The 18594-nt window shown below is 53.9% G+C and carries 21 protein-coding genes and 5 pseudogenes; 18 read left to right on the forward strand and 8 right to left on the reverse strand.

The window, feature by feature from the left end; genetic code table 11:
- Positions 1 to 35: 35 nt before the first annotated feature.
- Together MK323_03340 and MK323_03345 are read left to right on the forward strand one after the other, a co-directional pair.
- Positions 36 to 407, forward strand: a complete 372-nt coding sequence (locus tag MK323_03340; protein MCH2481196.1) for a hypothetical protein — start codon at positions 36 to 38, stop codon at positions 405 to 407.
- 56 nt (positions 408 to 463) lie between these two features.
- Positions 464 to 1261, forward strand: coding sequence for a carbon-nitrogen hydrolase family protein (locus tag MK323_03345; protein MCH2481197.1), 798 nt, complete (start codon positions 464 to 466; stop codon positions 1259 to 1261).
- Positions 1262 to 1324: 63 nt separating this feature from the next.
- Here the strand turns inward: MK323_03345 and MK323_03350 are convergent, their stop codons facing one another.
- Together MK323_03350 and MK323_03355 are read right to left on the reverse strand one after the other, a co-directional pair.
- Positions 1325 to 1804 carry a DsrE/DsrF/DrsH-like family protein gene (locus MK323_03350; protein ID MCH2481198.1) on the reverse strand — a complete coding sequence of 160 codons (480 nt, stop codon included), beginning with the start codon at positions 1802 to 1804 and terminating at the stop codon, positions 1325 to 1327.
- A 58-nt stretch (positions 1805 to 1862) separates the two neighbouring features.
- On the reverse strand, positions 1863 to 2096 hold the full coding sequence (locus tag MK323_03355) for a sulfurtransferase TusA family protein (protein ID MCH2481199.1): 234 nt from the start codon (positions 2094 to 2096) through the stop codon (positions 1863 to 1865).
- Between the two features lie 294 nt (positions 2097 to 2390).
- Here MK323_03355 and MK323_03360 point away from each other — a divergent pair, with 294 nt between their 5' ends.
- The 16 genes and pseudogenes from MK323_03360 (at position 2391) to MK323_03435 (ending at position 13305) form a co-directional block, all read left to right on the forward strand.
- Positions 2391 to 3839, forward strand: a complete 1449-nt coding sequence (locus MK323_03360) for a M48 family metalloprotease (protein MCH2481200.1) — start codon at positions 2391 to 2393, stop codon at positions 3837 to 3839.
- 6 nt (positions 3840 to 3845) lie between these two features.
- Positions 3846 to 3944: pseudogene (locus MK323_03365) on the forward strand (rhodanese-like domain-containing protein).
- A 137-nt stretch (positions 3945 to 4081) separates the two neighbouring features.
- A complete protein-coding gene (locus MK323_03370) occupies positions 4082 to 4279 on the forward strand; it encodes a hypothetical protein (protein MCH2481201.1) in 198 nt (65 codons plus the stop codon).
- 144 nt (positions 4280 to 4423) lie between these two features.
- Positions 4424 to 4869: pseudogene (locus MK323_03375) on the forward strand (dissimilatory-type sulfite reductase subunit beta).
- On the forward strand, positions 4844 to 5236 hold the full coding sequence (tusD, locus tag MK323_03380; protein ID MCH2481202.1) for a sulfurtransferase complex subunit TusD: 393 nt from the start codon (positions 4844 to 4846) through the stop codon (positions 5234 to 5236). Before MK323_03375 ends, tusD begins: the two are co-directional and overlap by 26 nt.
- Before the next feature lie 16 nt (positions 5237 to 5252).
- On the forward strand, positions 5253 to 5651 hold the full coding sequence (tusC, locus tag MK323_03385; protein ID MCH2481203.1) for a sulfurtransferase complex subunit TusC: 399 nt from the start codon (positions 5253 to 5255) through the stop codon (positions 5649 to 5651).
- Between the two features lie 2 nt (positions 5652 to 5653).
- On the forward strand, positions 5654 to 5962 hold the full coding sequence (gene tusB, locus MK323_03390) for a sulfurtransferase complex subunit TusB (GenBank protein ID MCH2481204.1): 309 nt from the start codon (positions 5654 to 5656) through the stop codon (positions 5960 to 5962).
- Between the two features lie 22 nt (positions 5963 to 5984).
- Positions 5985 to 6317, forward strand: a complete 333-nt coding sequence (locus MK323_03395) for a TusE/DsrC/DsvC family sulfur relay protein (GenBank protein MCH2481205.1) — start codon at positions 5985 to 5987, stop codon at positions 6315 to 6317.
- A gap of 81 nt (positions 6318 to 6398) precedes the next feature.
- Positions 6399 to 7136 (forward strand): respiratory nitrate reductase subunit gamma, encoded by a 738-nt coding sequence (locus MK323_03400; protein MCH2481206.1) that lies wholly within the window; start codon positions 6399 to 6401, stop codon positions 7134 to 7136.
- Positions 7137 to 7145: 9 nt separating this feature from the next.
- A complete protein-coding gene (locus MK323_03405; GenBank protein MCH2481207.1) occupies positions 7146 to 8642 on the forward strand; it encodes a (Fe-S)-binding protein in 1497 nt (498 codons plus the stop codon).
- Positions 8643 to 8674: 32 nt separating this feature from the next.
- Positions 8675 to 10628: pseudogene (locus tag MK323_03410) on the forward strand (NAD(P)-binding protein).
- Between the two features lie 37 nt (positions 10629 to 10665).
- Entirely contained in the window at positions 10666 to 11037 is a 372-nt protein-coding gene (locus tag MK323_03415; GenBank protein MCH2481208.1) for an Hdr-like menaquinol oxidoreductase cytochrome c subunit, read from the forward strand.
- Positions 11037 to 11780 (forward strand): 4Fe-4S dicluster domain-containing protein, encoded by a 744-nt coding sequence (locus MK323_03420; GenBank protein ID MCH2481209.1) that lies wholly within the window; start codon positions 11037 to 11039, stop codon positions 11778 to 11780. The genes MK323_03415 and MK323_03420 overlap by 1 nt, the downstream gene beginning before the upstream one ends.
- A gap of 9 nt (positions 11781 to 11789) precedes the next feature.
- Positions 11790 to 12989: a polysulfide reductase NrfD gene (gene nrfD / locus MK323_03425; GenBank protein ID MCH2481210.1), complete on the forward strand. Its 1200-nt coding sequence runs from the start codon at positions 11790 to 11792 to the stop codon at positions 12987 to 12989.
- A gap of 57 nt (positions 12990 to 13046) precedes the next feature.
- Positions 13047 to 13193, forward strand: a pseudogene (locus MK323_03430) (AAA family ATPase).
- Between the two features lies 1 nt (position 13194).
- Positions 13195 to 13305 (forward strand): annotated as a pseudogene (locus MK323_03435) (two-component system response regulator NarL).
- A 43-nt stretch (positions 13306 to 13348) separates the two neighbouring features.
- Here the strand turns inward: MK323_03435 and MK323_03440 are convergent.
- From MK323_03440 to rpoN, 6 genes are all read right to left on the reverse strand, one after another.
- On the reverse strand, positions 13349 to 13657 hold the full coding sequence (locus tag MK323_03440; GenBank protein ID MCH2481211.1) for a S24 family peptidase: 309 nt from the start codon (positions 13655 to 13657) through the stop codon (positions 13349 to 13351).
- Positions 13654 to 15402: a phosphoenolpyruvate--protein phosphotransferase gene (gene ptsP / locus MK323_03445; protein ID MCH2481212.1), complete on the reverse strand. Its 1749-nt coding sequence runs from the start codon at positions 15400 to 15402 to the stop codon at positions 13654 to 13656. The genes MK323_03440 and ptsP overlap by 4 nt, the downstream gene beginning before the upstream one ends.
- Positions 15402 to 15674: an HPr family phosphocarrier protein gene (locus MK323_03450; GenBank protein MCH2481213.1), complete on the reverse strand. Its 273-nt coding sequence runs from the start codon at positions 15672 to 15674 to the stop codon at positions 15402 to 15404. The genes ptsP and MK323_03450 overlap by 1 nt, the downstream gene beginning before the upstream one ends.
- Position 15675: 1 nt before the next feature.
- Positions 15676 to 16548, reverse strand: a complete 873-nt coding sequence (rapZ, locus tag MK323_03455) for an RNase adapter RapZ (protein ID MCH2481214.1) — start codon at positions 16546 to 16548, stop codon at positions 15676 to 15678.
- A gap of 61 nt (positions 16549 to 16609) precedes the next feature.
- Positions 16610 to 17074: a PTS sugar transporter subunit IIA gene (locus tag MK323_03460; protein MCH2481215.1), complete on the reverse strand. Its 465-nt coding sequence runs from the start codon at positions 17072 to 17074 to the stop codon at positions 16610 to 16612.
- Between the two features lie 72 nt (positions 17075 to 17146).
- Entirely contained in the window at positions 17147 to 18565 is a 1419-nt protein-coding gene (rpoN, locus tag MK323_03465; protein MCH2481216.1) for an RNA polymerase factor sigma-54, read from the reverse strand.
- Positions 18566 to 18594: the final 29 nt, after the last annotated feature.

Below are 18594 nucleotides of genomic sequence, written 5' to 3' on the forward strand. Positions count from 1 at the left end.
GACTCGCGTGAACAAAACGTTGACATGGTTGTGATGTGATCACTCGGCAATTAATCGTAATCTTATTACTGAATCTGGCAGGTGGTGTCCCGAATTTGTTTGCGGGTCAGGGCATCCCCGAGACATTGCTCGAGCAGCCGATATTTGCTGAGGATTGGCCTGCTCGGCGCACGACTAAAACCGTACTTTCTCTACCGCCGGTCAAACAACTGCTGGCGCTATTTGTTGAAAACCCTCGCCAACAAGTGACCATCCGTTATCCCGGAGGTGACAAGGGTAACGCCTGGGCACTGGAGTTGCGCGAATGGTTGGTCGCATTGGGTATTCCATCGAGCTACATCGTGCTGGAACCCGGCTCAGGTGGACAAGACCGGCTGCTATTGTTGCTAGAGGTCGGTGACACGTGATTGTCTATGCGATGCTATCAGGTCGACAACTCAAAACTAGGACAGCTTGAACGGCGATGAAAGTGGCAGCACTGCAGATGAATTCCGGTGAAGTGGTGGACGAAAACCTCACGGTCGCCGACGGTCTGATTGGTCAGGCGGTTGAGTCCGGTGCCGAGTTTGTTGTGTTGCCGGAAAATTTTTCCCTGATGACCGGAAATCATGAAGTCAGGCTTGCTGCGGCCCAGCGTGGTCTGGAAGCTCAGCGCTTTCTATCGGAGTTGGCTAAAAAACACAGCATTTCACTGGTGGGGGGTTCAATTCCACTGGCAAGCACTGAAGGAAAGGTCACGAACAGCTGTTTGATGTATGGCGCAGGCGGCGAGTTTCTTGCGCGTTACGACAAGATCCATCTTTTCGACGTTGATGTAGGCGGTGGAGAGTCGTATCAGGAGTCAGCTCGAACTGACGCTGGATCCCAACCAGTGCTGGTTTCCGTGCCCAACACCCAGGTGGGCCTGACGATTTGTTACGACATGCGTTTCCCAGAACTCTTTCGAACGCTGAGCGAGCGTGGTGCTGAAGTGTTTACCGTTCCGTCCGCTTTCACTGTACCAACAGGACAAGCGCACTGGCATGTTCTGCTGCGTTGCCGGGCGATTGAGAACCTTGCCTGGATCATCGCGCCGGCGCAGGTGGGGTGTCATCCGGGTGGGCGAGAGACCTTCGGCCACAGCCTAATTATTGATCCATGGGGTGAGGTTGTCGCTGAGCAGACCGAACCCACGCCCCAGGTGGTGTTGGCCGACATCGATCTTCAATCGGTTCGAGACAAACGGCGCCGCTTTCCGGTGTTGACCCACCGCCGGCTATAAACACGTGTAGTGAATCGGGCGGTACGCGTGACGAGGCTGGTTGTGAGATGGCTCCGTGATACTCTAAATAAACAGATTGACGTTAGCTTCTCCAGCGTGTTCGAAGTAGGTCGCAGCCCCGCCGATGTCGATGTTATCGATAAAATCTTCTCGCTTCATGTCAAATAAATCGATGGTCATCTGACAACCGATCAGTTTTGCATCAGCTTCGAGACACAAATCCCGAAGCTCTTCAATCGTGGCCACGCCTTTTGACTTGATGGTATTTTTCATCATGGCAGTCATCATTGTTTCCATCCCGGGCATGGCTGTACCCAGAACCGGGAACCACTTGTTCATAGCCATCGGCATGGGCATGCCGGGATTGCCGAGAGGGCTGACTTTAAGGTCGAGCTTTTTCTTGAGCAGTTGCAGTCCGTAAAAGGTAAAAAACATGGTCACCTGGTAGCCCAGTGCCGCAGCGGTCGAGGCTAGAATGAAGGGCGGGTAAGCCCAGTCAAGTGTGCCTTTTGTTGCTATGATGGTCAGTCTTTTGGAATCCACGGTTTATCTCCTTCGAAGTGGTGTCGGATCCAAGTCAGATATTGTCAGTGGGCTCGGTTCAAGCGATTTTTTTCAGCATGAAGTGGAACTCGCCGTCGAGTTCTGAAGAGTCCAGCAGTTCGTTGCCGGTCTGTTTTGCGAATGCCTCAAAGTCTTTTACGGATCCGGGGTCGGTCGCCATAATCTTCAGAATCTGACCACCGATCATTGTGTTCAGGGTTTTTTTGGCCCTGAGGATGGGCAGGGGGCAGTTGAGTCCGCGCGCATCGAGTTCCTGGTCAAAGTTGGACATATCGGTTGCCTTTACACGAGTTGTTTTAGGTTCATGGCTTTAAAACGCCAGGCATTACGAATTCGGTTGGTTGGTCGGCGCCTGCACCGCCAAATGGCTGGACCAGTCTACCCTTGTCAGACGCGGGATTCACGGTCAATTCGCATCAGTCACTGAAGAATAATCTAATCTTAAGATTAATCGGATCGATGACCTGCGAAAAACAGTAAAAAAGACCGTAACGGGGGCGATATGTGTGATCCTAGAATCCACGCTGGAACCAGCGGTCACCGCTGGCGGGGGTACAATCAGGCCGTGAAACCATCTCTTCCCAAGGCGCTATTGCAGACCAGTTGCTGTTTGATTTTCGTCGCTGTGGCGGTGTTGCGCTGCCCACTGGCTGGCGGCGATGAACTGACCCGACTGGATGGTGATGCGCTGAAGGTGGTGGTCACTGCCGAAGAACAGGCGTTAGGCCGCGAATTCATCCGTCTGGCCCGCACGCGCTTGCGCTTGATTGAAGACCCTTTGTTGGTGAACAGTGTGGACCGAATTGGAGCTCGCTTGGGTCAGGGCCTGAACGTTGAGCCGGGCGTCATCGGGTTCCATCTGGTCGATAACCCCGCGATCAATGGCTTCGCGGGTCCGGGCGGTCAGATCGTTTTGTTTACGGGTCTGATTGCAACCGCTGAAACCGAGGCAGAATTTGCCTCGGTGATCGCCCATGAACTGGCCCATGTTACCCAGCGCCACTTACCGCGAATGATCGAACGTGCTCGCAAGCGGCAGATACCTGCGACGGCTGGCCTGATCGCTGGAATTCTTCTTGGGGGTCAGGCCGGTGCGGCCACTATGGCGGCGACCAATGCCGCAGCCCTGTCGGATCAGTTGAGCTATACCCGCACATTTGAACGTGAAGCAGATGCCATAGGTTTAAGAATACTCAGTACCGCAGGCTACGAACCGCAGGCGATGGCGCGGTTTATCCAGCGTTTGGCACAAGACACCCGGTTTCAGGTAAACGAGACACCCGAATATTTTCGCACCCACCCGCTGTCACTCAACCGGATCGCAGAAATCGAATCACGTGTGGTAGGTCATCCTCAGGAAGCAACATCACAGACGCTAGAGTATCTGCTTTTGCGGGCGAGAGCGTTGGCGAGATACGGCGCGGATGCAGAACATCTGGCCGCCACTTTTCAAAGCCAGGCGGGAGCGGACATTCCAGAGGTGGCAAGTGCTGGTCGTTATGGCCTGATGCTCAGCGGCCTGCGTACAGGGGCCTATAATCAGTCCGTTGAGCTGGCCCTGTCACTGCGGGCGCAGTCACCCAAGAATATTTTTTATGTGGTGGGCTTGGCCGAGTCACTGCAGGCGACGGGTGATCTTAACAGTGCCTTGAAGCTGCTCGCTGAAGCGACGACGACGGTACCGGATGATCCAGTAGTTGCGAGTTATTATGCCGATATGTTGATCAAGGCCGGCAAACCTGATCAGGCCAAACCGGTGATTCGTGCCGGACTTCGGGCCTTACCACACAGCATGCGACTGTTCAAACTGTTGGCACGCGCTGAAGGCGAACTCGGCCGCACCGCAGAATCGTTTCAGGCACTTGCTGAATACCACTATCTTTCAGGCGAATTGCAGACAGCGCTGGCCAAGTTGACAGCTGCGCTGCAGTACGCGCAAGCGAGCGCTTATTTGACGGCGAGTATTACTGCTCGGCGATCTGAGATATTGCAAGAAGTCGAGCAGGACGACTGACCACTGCACGGTATGTGGTGTGGTCAATCTCCAAACAATATCAAGAACCTACTCAAAGTCGGTTACCCCGCCCACAAAATCAAGTGGTATCGCGGTGGCATGTAGGACTGGGAGATCCTCGGCCTGAGCACCGTAAAGCCCTGAGCGGACAGAATTGTGTTATCAAGAAGGGCTTGCTTGCCCTTCTTGATGCACGAGAACTCCAACATCCCAACAGTTACAACATGAACAACGTGTACAACGTGTACAACGTGTACAACGAGACCATAGACCAGCTCGAAAAACTGGGTATCGATAAGGACTATATCCAAGGATGGGCCGGTGGATACTTGGGTAATCCCCAGCGCGAGGAACAGCGGGTCACCGACGCCTATACGGCCGGTTATGAAGATGGACAGAGTGGTGTTACAGATAAGGCCATGAACTGGCAAAGTAGCTGAGTACTGGTCCCATTAGTCTCAACGCCAACTGATCTACGTTGGTTTTGGCTGCCTATCGAGTGCAGCGGAAGAACCCAGGATGTTGTGCATCGACTGCTGCACTTGATAGGCCTATAATTTCTCCTTTCCTTCTCGTCCCATCAGGTCAACGGTAAGCCAACTCTGGAAGTGGATGAAAAAAATGCATCTGTTGCGGTGCCTGCTATCCACCGTGTCCACCCATGCAGATTAACGATCCCGAGCATACAAAACTCGCCATATGGGTGGGCGGTAATCATTCTAATGCACGCAGTAAGCCAAGTTTCCAGAAACTCGTCGCCTCTGGCATACCGAATAATCCGCCCCGCTGGCCGGAAGCGACGGCTATCGTCAAGCGAATTCTCAACACCTACAAGGACGATGCCAGGGACTGGGAGCGCATAAACGACTGGATCGATCGCATTGGTTGGCCGCGCTTTTTTGAGCTGACAGGCCTGCCTTTTACGAAGTATCACATCGATCACTGGCGTGGTTCGCGTCAGAGCCTCAATGCATCTACCCATATCCGGTTCCTAGGGAGGTCAGATGAAATTCTCTGTCATGGTCAATGAGGGGCCGTACACCCATCAGGCCGCTGATACGGCGTATCACTTTACTCGGGCAGCGCTCAATGCTGGCCACGAAATTTTCCGAGTGTTTTTCTATCACGACGGTGTTTACAATGGCACGCGGATGACGACCCCGCCCCAGGATGATCGTCATATCGTAGACCGGTGGAGCGAACTGGCGCACGATCATGACATCGACCTGGTGGTCTGTGTCGCCGCGGCCCAGCGCCGTGGTATCCTGGATAAAGACGAAGCCAAACGCAACGGCAAAGATGGCGACAATATCGCACCGGGTTTCCGCATATCAGGCCTGGGCCAGCTGATCGAGGCCGGCATTGAAGCAGATCGACTGCTGGTCTTCGGCGACTGACGAATCGGGCAAGGCTATGAAAAAATTCATGTACGTCAATCGCCACGCTCCCCACGGGACCATCTATCCGCTTGAAGGTCTTGAAGTGGTGCTCATTGGTGCCGCTTTCGATCAGGACGTCAGCATGGCGTTTATTGGTGACGGCGTGTTCCAGCTCAATAAGGGCCAGGACACTGCCGATTCAGGCATGAAGAATGTTGCGCCCACCTACGGTGCATTGGGCGATTATGAGGTCACCAAGCTGTACGTGGAGCAGGAATCGCTCGACGAAAGAGGCCTAGAATTAAATGATCTGATGAATCTGACTTGGGAAGATGAAGAAGAGGACTGGGCGGAAAAACCGTCGATCCGGGTGGTCAGCCGAGCACAGCTATCAGACCTGCTTGAACAACAGGATGTGATTCTGAATTTCTAGCAATGACGATGCTGCACACGGTCAACAAGTCGCCATTCGACAGTCACAGTCTACAGACCTGTCTGGGACTAGCCAAATCAGGCAGCGATATCCTGCTGATAGAAGATGCAGTGTATGCGGCAATGTCCGGTACAGCTGTGACGTCGATGGTCGAAGCCGCGATGGCCTCCTCCACCATTTACGCGCTGGAGCCGGATCTCAAGGCGCGCGGAATCGGATCCGAGAAGATGATCAGCGGTATAAATCTCGTTGGCTACGACGGATTTGTGGAACTTGCGGTAACCAACGATAAAGTGCAGAGCTGGTTGTAGATTAATTAAAGGGAGAGTCGATTTGGCATTTGAAGTCAATGGTAAAACCTACGAGACAGACGAGGAAGGCTATCTCGCTAACTTGAGTGACTGGAACGCTGACGTTGCCGACCGTATGGCGACTGCGGATGATTGCGATCTCAGTGAATACCACTGGGAAGTCATCAATTTTCTGCGTGATTACTACGAGGAGTATCAGATCGCTCCAGCAGTGCGGGTCCTGACCAAAGCTATCGGTAAACGATTGGGCAAAGATAAAGGCAACAGTAAATATCTCTATGAACTGTTCCCCTATGGCCCGGCCAAACAGGCCTGTAAGTATGCGGGCCTGCCCAAGCCAACCGGCTGCGTCTAAATGTTAACGCGCGTCACGATCGGTTCAGCCTACTAGTTGGACACGGCAGATGCCGGGTCGAATTTATAGAGAGCGCTGGTTTTGATTCTGGGCACTGTCTATGCCTTTCTGTTTCTCGTGGCAGCACTCTGTCTCGTTGTGGGTGTGGCTTTGCGAGTTATCCGCTACGGCAGGACACCGGCACCACTGGTTATTCCAATCACGCCGGCGCCAACGACGACTGGCGGTGTTGTCGCCCGGATGTTTCGCGAGGTCGTGTTGTTCGAGAGCCTTTTCAAAGCAAGCAAGTGGACCTGGCTGTTCGGCTGGTTGTTTCATTTCGGGTTGCTGGTTGCTCTGCTGCGCCATTTACGCTACTTCACGGAACCCGTGTGGCAGTGGGTCGAATTGATCCAATGGGTAGGCCTCTACGGGGGTGGGGTGATGCTGTTTGGTTTGCTGGGGCTGTCGGCCCGTCGTTTTCTGGTCGATCGGGTTCGCTACATTAGTGCGCCGTCGGATCACCTGATGCTGGTACTGCTGGGAGCCATCGCAGGTTCGGGGTTTGCCATTAAATACGGCGTTCATTCCGACATCGTCGCACTTAAAGCGTTTACTCTCGGGCTGGTGGCATTCGACTGGCAGCCGTTGCCGGCTGAGCCTTTGTTGCTGATCCACCTGACACTGGTCATCTTTTTGATGGTCATATTTCCGTTCAGCAAGCTCCTCCATGCACCAGGTGTTTTTTTTAGTCCCACCCTTACGATGAAAGATACGCCCCGGGAAAAACGCCACAGCGCGCCGTGGGCAGACGAAATCAACCGGTTAACCCGACGGTAGTTTTTGCTCATGGCGAAACACGAATTCTCCATCCCTGTTGTCAAGGTGACCCTCGAGACCCCGCCATTACAGCCGGCAGCCATGGCACACAGCAGTCCCTTTGTTGCCAAGGCCGAGCATCAGGAACCATTGGGATTCCCCGGCGAGCTGGTTGACAACTGGAAAACGGTCGCCCTTGACAAAATGGAGGAACTGCTCGGCAAGTATCGTGCACTGCCGGTATTTCTTGATTCGTGCGTGAAGTGTGGTGCCTGCACGGACAAGTGCCACTATTACCTGGGGACCGGTGATCCCAAGAATATGCCCGTCGCCCGGCAAGATCTTTTACGCAGCGTCTATCGTCGCTATTTCACAGTTGCCGGCAAGTACTTTCCGAAGCTGGTGGGCGCAGTCGAGTTGACCGAGGAAGTCATTGATGACTGGTACCGTTACTACCATCAATGTTCCGAATGTCGACGTTGTGCGGTTTACTGTCCATTCGGTATTGATACGGCAGAGATCACGATGGCCGGTCGCGAAATTCTGGCCTCGATCGGTGTGGGGCAGAAGTATGCCAACGAAATTATCGGCAAGGTGCACAAAATCGGGAACAACCTGGGGCTGCCGGAACCCGCGCTTGTCGATACGCTCGAAGGCCTGGAAGAGGAAGTCGAGGAAGAGATCAATGTGCCCGTCAAATTCCCGTTGAACCAGACGGGTGCGGAGGTGCTGCTGGTGATACCGTCTGCTGATTTTTTTGCCGAGCCCCATGTGTATGGTCTTATTGGCTATGCCAAGGTCTTTCATCAGGCAGGAATCAGCTGGACCCTGAGTTCTTATGCATCAGAAGCTGCAAACTTTGGTATTTTTATCGGCAACTACGAAAACATGCAAAAGATCGCCGAACGTATTCGTCAAGCCGCGCTCGATCTCGGTGTAAAACGGATTGTGGTGGGTGAATGTGGTCACGCCTGGCGTGTTGCTTACAGTTTCTGGAACACGCTGATCGGACCATTCGATTTTCTAGATCCGGCATATCCCGCTCCCCAACATGTCTGTGAGCTGACGTATGACCTACTACAACAGGGTCAACTCAAGCTCGATCCGGCGCAGAATGATGACAAGGTGGTGACATTCCATGATTCGTGCAATGTCTCGCGAGGCTCGCGCATGGGCGACACGCCTGGAGGACAGTTCACTATTCCCAGAGCACTGATCAGGTCGGCCTGCTCGCATTTTGTTGACATGGCACCTGAGACCACCCACGAACACACATTTTGTTGCGGCGGCGGCGGCGGGTTGCTCACCGATGATCTTCTCGAACTCAGGATAAAGGGAGCCCTACCTCGTGTGAGTGCCCTAAAGCGGGTTATCGAGGAAAACGGTGTGACGCACATGGCGGCCATCTGTGCAATCTGCAAGAGCCAGTTCAGCAAAGTATTGCCGGAATATGGCATGGGTATGGACATGGTGGTGGGTGTTCACCAGTTGATCGGTGATGCGCTCGTGTTTGAACCGGCCCAATAACTGCGAGCGATGTTAGTCAAGAGAAAACCATGATGGCAGATGCTGACGTACAGATCCAAGCACTGACATTTCGAAAATATGCGGACGGCGAGACGCATACTTACGATGATCTAAAGAAGAAAATTTTCACTGCCGATCATTCACACAAGTGTCCGACCTATGTTCACCGCCCCCCCGTGCCAAGGCAGTTGTCCGTCGGGAGAAGATGTTCGTGGCTGGCTGCAGATCGTCCGCGGCATGGAACCCCCGCCCGAAGGTGTTGAATGGCAGGAATATGCTTTTCGTCGCTCAACCGAAGCAAACCCCTTTCCGGCCATGATGGGTCGGGTGTGCTCGGCACCCTGCGAGGCGGGTTGCAATCGCAACCAAGTTGATGACTTCGTCGGCATCAATGCTGTGGAACAGTTTATCGGTGACACCGCATTCCAGCAGCGTTACCGGTTTGAGGAACCCCCGGAACTGTCGGGCAAGCGAGTGGCGATTGTGGGTAGTGGACCCGCCGGTCTTTCGGCAGTCTATCAGCTGCGGCGTCGCGGCCACGCCTCAACGGTGTTCGAGATGCAGGACCGGCTGGGCGGTATGTTTCGTTACGGTATCCCTGGGTACCGGACGCCTCGAGATATACTGGACCGAGAGATAGATCGGATACTGGAACTGGAGGCGATCGATGTTCGAACAGGTGTTCGCGTCGGGCAGGATATCGGCATCGAAGAACTGGAGGCCGAGTTTGATGCAGTGTTGTGGGCCATTGGCTGTCAGACTGGCCGCGATCTGCCAGTCGACGGCTGGAAGGGCACGGCAAACTGTGTGTCCGGTGTGAAATTTCTGGAAGCATTCAACACGGGTCGAATGCAGGTGAGCGCTGAACGGGTGGTGTGTATCGGTGGTGGGGACACCTCTGTTGACGTGGTCTCTGTAGCCCGTCGTTTAGGCCGAATTAAGAACCTAAAAAGCAAGTATCGCCCGGAGGCGGTCATTGGTGGGTACACCGCACACGACTCAGCTATGGCTGCAATGCGTCAGGGCGCGAGCGTCACGTTGACGGCTTTGTTTGACCAGTCGCAGATGACGGCGGCGTCAGAAGAAATCGATGATGCCCTCACCGAGGGGGTCACTATATTAAACGGCGTGATGCCCGTTGGTCTTGTGAAAGGTACAGATGGACGTGCGACCGCGGTTCGAATGAGTAAGTGCGTCGTTGATAAGCAGGGCGTCCCACAACCGGTTGAGAACACTGAGTTTGAGATCGAGGCTGATCTGGTGGTATCGGCCATTGGTCAGGGTGGCGACCTGTCCGGTATTGAAGAACTGGGCAATGAACGATCCCTGATCGAAGCCGATCAATTTTTTTAAGTTCCCGGGCGTCCTGGCCACTTCGTTGCCGGCGACATCGTTCGCCCACACCTGCTGACAACCGCAATCGGACAAGCAGCTGTCGCTGCTGACAGTATCGATCATTATTTGAAAACCCAGGAACTGGTGCGCCGGCCCAAGGTCGATGTCCACCATTTCAATCTGCTCAATAAACTGACCGAACAGAATCTGGCCCCGACCGAATACGACCACACGCAGAACTGGGGAACAGACACAGCCGATAGTGTGATTCACAATTACGAGGACCGTTCAGCCCACGAAATCATCTCGTCGGACAGACTGTACCTGGCCCATTTTTTGCAGCAAGACCGTGATCAGCGGGAAGCATCGGTGCCCGGTGCAGATGCGGTGCTTAGCCATTTCGAGGAACGCCATCGCGGGCTCAGTACAGAGGCGGCACAAACAGAATCAGAGCGCTGTATGAGCTGTGGTATGTGCTTTGAGTGCGACAACTGTGTCATTTACTGCCCTCAGGACGCGGTATTCCGGGTCAATAAAGACAAGTCAACCACCGGGCGTTATGTGGATACCGATTACAATCGCTGTATTGGGTGTCACATCTGTGCTGATGTGTGTCCTACCGGCTATATTGATATGGGTATGGGAGAGTGATAGACCCTGTTTTTTTTGGTTACGAACCAGCAGTCGAATGACTCATCGTTTTGTCATTGGGTCATTGATGATCGTCAGTCTTACCGCCTCGAGCATCGCTGACGTGACCATGCCTTCCTATCCGAAAGGCAAGGGCGAGCGCTGTGTGGAGCCGACCGACATCATGCGTCGAGATCATTTTGAGTACCTGATGCACCATCGGAAGATTTCGGTGCACTTGGGCGTGCGATCTAAACGACACAGCCTGGTGGGCTGTGTGGACTGTCATGCATCCCAGGCAGATAATGGTGCCTACATTCCGGTAAATGCACCGGGACAATTCTGCAGCAGCTGTCATACCTACACGGCGGTTAAGATCGATTGTTTCAGTTGCCATGCTGCGGTGCCTGATGATGTGGAGAAACAGTGATGACGGACCCTGTAAACAACAAACCACGGCGTCGTTTCCTCGGTGGAACTGGTGCGGGCGCTGCCCTCCTGGCGATTGCGCCGGGCGTAAAACTTGTAGACCTCGCGCTGGCGAGAGATGAAGATGAACCCGCGTCGGCAGAAACCCGTTGGGGGCTTCTGGTCGATGCCAACCGATGTGCCACCGACTGCCGGGCCTGTGTGTCGGCCTGTGAAGACGAGCACGCACTGGCTAAGACCGGAAGAAAACCGCTGGATCCGCAATGGATCCGCAAGGTTGAACTGGTCGATGAATCCAGCGATCGGTCAGTATCCCTGCCACTGATGTGCCAGCACTGCGAGGACCCACCTTGTGTTGATGTTTGTCCCACCGGTGCGTCTTTCAGGCGAGCAGACGGCATAGTGCTGGTGGATAAACATACCTGTATCGGTTGCCGTTACTGCATGATGGCTTGCCCATTCAACGCAAGGTCCTTTGTCCACGAGGATGTGACCGGACAGAAAAGCTATTCTCCGCGCGGTAAGGGCACGGTTGAGAGTTGTACCCTGTGTGTCCACCGGGTAGACCAGGATCGTACGCCAGCCTGTGTTGAAAGTTGTGCTGTCGATGGGGGGGGTGCACTCGCTTTTGGCGATCTCTCTGATGCGGAAAGTACCGTGTCAAAAACTGTGCGTTCACAACCCCACCGGGGACTACGGCCGGACCTTGAGCTGAACACCGGTGTGCGCTACCGCGGGGTTTAGAGGCAGCGTATGGAGAACATTCGGTTTCAGGCTCTCGCAGGCTCCCACACCGGCTACCGGCTGTTGTTGTGGCTGTTGATTATTCTGATCGGCGCCGGGTTGATTGCAGCGCATCACATTGAATCCCAAGGCCATTGGGTGACGGGGATGGACAACCGGGTGGTCTGGGGATTACCTCATGTGTTTGCGATATTCCTGATTCTATCCGCTTCAGGTGCGCTTAATACCGCATCGATCAGTTCGGTGTTTAGTGGTTCGGATTACCGGCCATGGGCGCGGCTATCCGGTCTGTTGGCGGTTGCATTGCTGACCGGCGGATTGGCGGTGCTTGTTTTGGACTTAGGCCGACCCGACCGACTGGTTGTGGCGATGACGTATTACAACTTCAGGTCGGTGTTCGCCTGGAATATATTCCTGTACACCGGTTTTGTGCTGGTGGTGCTGGCTTATCTGTGGGTGATGATGACGCCGGGAATGCACGGTTATGTCAGATCGGTGGGGGTGTTCGCTTTGATTTGGCGGTTGATCTTAACCTCCGGCACCGGGGCGATATTCGGGTTTCTTGTTGCGCGGGATGCCTATGACACGGCGATTTTGGCGCCCCTTTTCATTCTGATGTCCCTGTCACTGGGAATGGCTGTTTTCTGGGTGACAATCCTGACAATGTGTCGCTGGAACGGTTACCGGGTTTCATCTGAACTGTCAGAAAAACTCCGTCGGCTCTCTGCGCTGTTTATCCTCGGTGTATTGTATCTGGTGGCGTTGCACCATCTGACCAATCTTTATATGGCACATCACCTCGGGATAGAACGATTCCTGCTCGTTGATGGTGGTGTCTACCCCTGGCTGTTCTGGCTGGGGTTCGTGCTGTGCGGGGGGATTGTTCCCGTCTGGTGGTTTTTGGATCGTCGTTTCTGTGCCCCAGCCTGGTCACTGACAGCCGCGCTGATGGTGATTGTGGGCGGTTTGTGCCATCTTTATGTCATTATTATCGGCGCGCAGGCCTACCCCTTGCGCCTGGTGTCCGGTTATCGCGTCGACAGTGGACATTACGATGGTGAAATTACGCACTACCTACCCACCCTGCCGGAACTGGCATTGGGTATTGGCGGGGTGAGCCTCGCCTTGTTGCTGACTGTGTTGGCTGTTCGTGCCCTGCCATTTTTGCCCACGGTAACCGGGCCACTGCCCGGATCGAACCGGGCTTAACCGCACCTCACTGGATCATCTGTGGAGAGTGAAACCAACAGCGGAGCAGCCACACCAGTGAATCGATTCCTGATCTCTGCGGCCCACAAATCCTCTGGAAAAACTGTCGTCAGTGCCGGCCTGGCTGCAGCGTTGACGCAACGTGGCCACCAGGTCTCAACGTTCAAAAAAGGCCCGGACTACATTGATCCTATGTGGTTGGGCCTTGCACGTTAAGGCGATACTGCGAAAACTGGAACTGCATTCACGGGTTGAGGCCGCTGTTATGGCTGTCGAACACGGTATCCGGCGCCGTGTCGACGGTCAGCAGGATTGATGGTGATCTATTGAGACCGTACTACTCGAGAGACTGCATGCAGCTACAGGTAGGATCGTCGATCAACACGGCGGCGGCCCGCGCGTTGAATGACAATACCGCGGATATTTTCTGGGCCGTCTATCTTGAAGCGCGGGTATTTAGGATTGAGAGGTTCGAGGTGCCATTCGCCAGCTGTGAGACGCAGCTGCCTGAGAATAATCTCACCTTTGTAGTCAGCAATCACATAGCAACCGTCATGTACGGCGCCACCCGGTTCTGACACCACCACGCAGCCGTCAGGGAACTCAGGTGCCATACTGTCGCCGAGCACCTGCAACGCATAGGGTTCACTGCTGGCACAATTGCTCATGCTGGCTTTTCCAGAGTGTGGTTGAGCTGGTCGACCATGCGCCGTAGCGATGCCTTGTCTAGACAGTCCAGGGTCTGGCGGGAGAAGTTTTCAAGCTCATTAATACGACTCTCTAAAATTCGTTGTTTGATGCCCGGTAGGCTGGATGCCTCCATACTGAACTCACGCAGACCCAGACCGAGCAGCAGTCGTGTAAAGACGGGGTCCCCTGCCATTTCACCGCACATCGCCACGGGAATTCCGGCGTGGTTTCCTGCCTCAATGACCTGATGGATGAGGCGTAAGACCGACGGGTGTAGCGGATCGTACAAATAGTTGACCTCGTCATCTATTCTGTCGACGGCCAGTGTGTACTGGATCAAATCGTTGGTCCCTATAGACAGAAACTTAAGCTTCCGGGCAAACAGGTCGGCGGCGATTGCAGCTGCGGGTACTTCGATCATGCCGCCGATGGGAACGTCTGGATTGAACATTTTACTCTCCTTCTCCAACTCCCGACAGGTCTCGCGGACCAGTTCCAGAGCCTGATCAAGCTCATCAAGACTGGAAATCATAGGGATCATGATTCTAGCGTCACCGCGTGAGGCAGCACGAAAGATTGCGCGTAACTGGGGTTTGAACAAAGTAGGTTCGTTGAGACACAGGCGTATTGCCCTAAGACCCAGCGCAGGATTAATCGTTTTTTCGCCATCGGCACGGCCGCCATCCACCTGCTTGTCAGCACCGAGATCCAGAGTCCGTATGGTGACTGCCCCCGATACTGAATCAAGAACCTGGCAATAAGCTTCGTACTGTTCATCTTCAGTTGGTGGTTCAGGACGGTTCATGAACAGAAACTCAGTGCGATAAAGGCCAACACCTTCTGCCCCGACCGACGCCAAACCAGGCAGATCTTCAGGGAATTCGATGTTGGCCAGGAGTTTCACGTTAATGCCGTCCTGCGTGACAGCTGGCCGGTCACTCAGCAGGGCAAGCTTTGCCGTATGTTGGACATGGGCCTTCTGACGCTGGTGGAAATTGGCCAGAGTGTCCTCGTCTGGTGCGACGATGACCGTGTCGTTGGCAGCATCAATGATCAGCACGTCATCGTTCCGGATATAACGGATCGCGCTGTGCAAGCCGACCACGGCAGGTATATGCAGACTGCGAGCGAGGATGGCAGTGTGTGAAATAGGTCCGCCTAGGCTGGTGATGAAAGCACTGACACCCCGCTGATGCAAGGATACAGTCTCTGCAGGTGTCAGATCGTTTGTGACAATAATCTGGCCATCAAGACGTGAGCTTAATTGCGCGGGTTCGGAAAGCGCCAGCCCGAGCAACTCGTTCATCACTCGATCTACGATTTGGTGAACGTCGTTTTTCTTGCTTCTCAGGTAAGGGTCTTCGATCCGGTCGAAGAATGCGACCAGCGTGTCGGCGTGCGTTTTCAGCGCACTTTCAGCATTTTTCCGGTCTCGGCGTATCGACGCAACCGGTTGTTCCGAAATCACCGGGTCATCGAGCATCAGCAGATGGACCTCAATAAACGCGACTGTTTCCGGTGGCGCATCAGGGGGGAGGGTATTTTCCAACCCGCGCAGCTGTGCTTTGACGTTGGCCAGCGCCGTTCTGAATCGATCAATCTCGGTGTCTACCGACTCCTGGGGAATATTGTAGTCGGGGGTTGTCCGTCTCCAGCGGTCAAGTACGACAGCACGACCGAAGGTCAGCCCGTTTCCAATACCGGTGCCATTAAGCGATAACACTACTCATCTTCTCCGAAGCGGTTCGCAAAAAGTTCTTTGATCTGTTTAACCGCAGCCTGGGCATCGTCACCATCTGCGGTCACACAAATATAAGTGCCCTGGGTCGCTGCCAGCATCATGAGTCCCATAATGCTCTTACCGTCGCACACATGATCTCCCACCTGTACTTCAACCCGGGCGTCAAATTTTATTGTGGTCTTGACCAGACTGGCACAGGCGCGGGCATGGAGGCCCAGACGATTGATCACCTCGACGTTCTGTGAAACTTTCATGTCAGGTCGGCAGTGAATTCATGTTGAGATCGCGATGAGCGACCTGAACAGGGGCATCGCGGTATTGAAAATGCTCGGCAAGCCGCTGCGCGACGTAAACGGATCTATGCTGACCGCCGGTGCAACCTAATGCGACTGTCAGGTAACTTCGGGTTTCTTCATCATAATGCGGTAGCCAGTGCTCAAGAAAACCACTGATCTGGTTGACCAGTTCTCGTGCTGAATCTTCAGTTTCGAGAAAGTCAATCACAGTTTTATCCAGGCCTGTCATGTCACGAAGTTCGGTTTCCCAGTAGGGGTTAGGCAAACAACGAACGTCAAAAATATAGTCCGCATCTGATGGTGTCCCATGTTTGAACCCGAACGACTTGAACACAAGATTTGTTCCATTTTGATGCTGTCCGCTGACAAACTGACGGATCATCGCGCGTAGCTCGTAAGGGCTGGTGGAAGTGGTGTCTATACGGCGATCTGCATCCTGTTCCAGCGGTGATAGCAGTCGCCTTTCTTCAATGATGCCGTCGATCAAGGTTGTTGTGTCATTGGTCAATGGGTGTCGACGGCGGGTCTCACTGTATCGTCTGACTAGAGTCTCGTCATCGGAAATTAGAAAGATGATTCGAACGTCGAGTCCGGCATTGCGCAAATGCCCTAGACTCGAAGGGACAGCCTGAAGAAACTGTCGGTTGCGTGAATCAATGCTGACAGCAGCACGGTCAGAAAGGCCTTCAGTGTTTTGTCCCAGATAATCGGATAGCTGCGGCAACAGCACGGCAGGCAGATTATCGATGCAGTAATAGCCTAGATCCTCCAGGGCGTGCAGCGCAATGCTCTTGCCGGATCCGGAGATTCCGCTGACTATAATGAAATCCATCGTGTTGGCTGCTGGTCTGCTGTTTTGATCGTTGGAACTCTAACGTGCCCCCCGGGTGATGTCAGGTCAGGAGTGCAAACAGAGTCTGGGCATCGCGCGCCCTGAGGATAGCCCGTCGTTGCTCTCCCTTGCTGAATGTTTCTGCCAGACTGGCCAGTATGTCGAGGTGCTGTTCTGTGGCATTAGCCGGTACCAGCAGCCCTACAATCAGCTTGACGGGTCCATCATCTACCGCGTCAAAATCAAGCGCTTGCCGCAGCCGGATAACCGCAGCCAATGGTTCGGTCAGGCCGTTCAAGCGACCATGAGGTAAGGCAATCCCATCGCCTATCCCCGTACTTCCTAGGCGTTCGCGTTCATTCAGCACTTGGAACACAGTGTCTCGATGTAGATCAGATCGATTGTGAGACAGTAATCCTGCGAGTTCCTCGAGCATTCTTTTTTTGCTGGAAGCTGCGACGTTCAACCGTATTCTGCTCGTACTCAGTAATCCTGCTAAAAGGCCGCGATGTGCTGTCGAATTCATGGGCGCATATTCTTCGGAAGACAGTTTGTAGGTTCCAGAGGCTGGCTCAATGTGAATCGATACGACGGGTTGTCAGAGCACCGATTCTCGCTGGTCTGCTGGAGGAATGTTCATTTGTTCGCGGTACTTCGCAACTGTACGGCGGGCGATAGACACACCTTTATCGGCGAGCATTTTGGAATTTATACCGTCGCTGATTGGCTTCGAAGGGGTTTCGAATTCTATCATTTTTCGGATCTGTGCCTGAACAGCACGGGCTGACTGACCCTCGCCCTTGTGCACCCCAACTTTGGTGGTGAAAAAGTGTTTGAATTTAAAAATCCCCTTCGGTGTCAGCATATATTTATGGTCAGTTGCCCGCGACACCGTTGATTCGTGCAAATTGAGAGCCGATGCAATCTCGCGCCTTGTTAGCGGTTTTAATCGACTTTCTCCCTCAGCCATAAATGTTTGCTGCCGCCGAACGATTTCTGTTGCGATGCGCAAGATGGTTGCAGCGCGTTGATCCAAGCCGCGAATGAAGTCTGCGGCTTCCGACATTTTTTGTTTAAGGTATTGTCGGGTATCGGAGTCTTGATTCTGTAGATATCTTTGATAGTAGGTCGTTACGCACAGTCTGTGGCTGACTGCTGAATTCAGTATGACCTGCCATTTCTCTTGCTGGCGGTAAACGTAAACGTCGGGCACCACGTGGTGCGTTTGTTCAGTGCTCAGATGTCTCCCGGGCGCATGATCCAGCTCGCGAATCAGATCGATGACCTGTGACAGCTCTTCGCGGTCTATCTGTAACAGACGAATTAACTCAGTGAACTTACGTTTGGTCAGCAGTGGTAGGTGTGCCTTGACTAACCGCAATGCAGCCGTTCGGCCGGGTGTGCTCGCATCGAGTTGTTCCAGTTGCAGGCGAAGACAATCGGCAAGGTCGTATGCGCCAATCCCTGGAATTGAGAGCATTTGTACCAGGTGCACCATAGCCTCGATCTCCGGTGCCTGGACGCTGATCTGAGATGCAAGAAGCTCGTGTAACTCGTCAACCTTTGCCGTAAGGTAACCGCGCTCGTCCAGTGATCCAATCACAGCTCGTGCAATGGCGGCATCTTTGCTGCTCAACCGGTGATCCGAAAGGCTCTGAAGCAATTCGTCCTGTAGTGTGGTGCCCTGCTTTACAGTGTCATAGGGATTGTTCCTGTTAGCGCCGGCCATGTGACTTAAGTCAGAATCGGTGTGCCGGGACAACGCCAAGTCATTCGTGTGAGAGTTGTCGGCCTGCCTCTCAAATTCGACCGCGCGCGATGCTGTTGGGTAATCAACCAGGTTGTTTTCCGAGTGTTCTTCAACCTGCTCTAGACAGGGATTGCACTCGAGTGCCTGCACAATCTCCTGATCAACCTCAACGCTGGAGAGTTGCAGAATACGAAGAGATTGTCGCATCTGAGGTGTCAGCTGCAGATGCGACCCCGCTCGAATTTGTAGTGATTGCTTGATGGCCACAGGATTCAGCTCATTGTCGTGAAAGCGGC

It is taken from the genome of Gammaproteobacteria bacterium, from assembly GCA_022450155.1.
Classification (GTDB): Bacteria; Pseudomonadota; Gammaproteobacteria; order Arenicellales; family UBA868; genus REDSEA-S09-B13.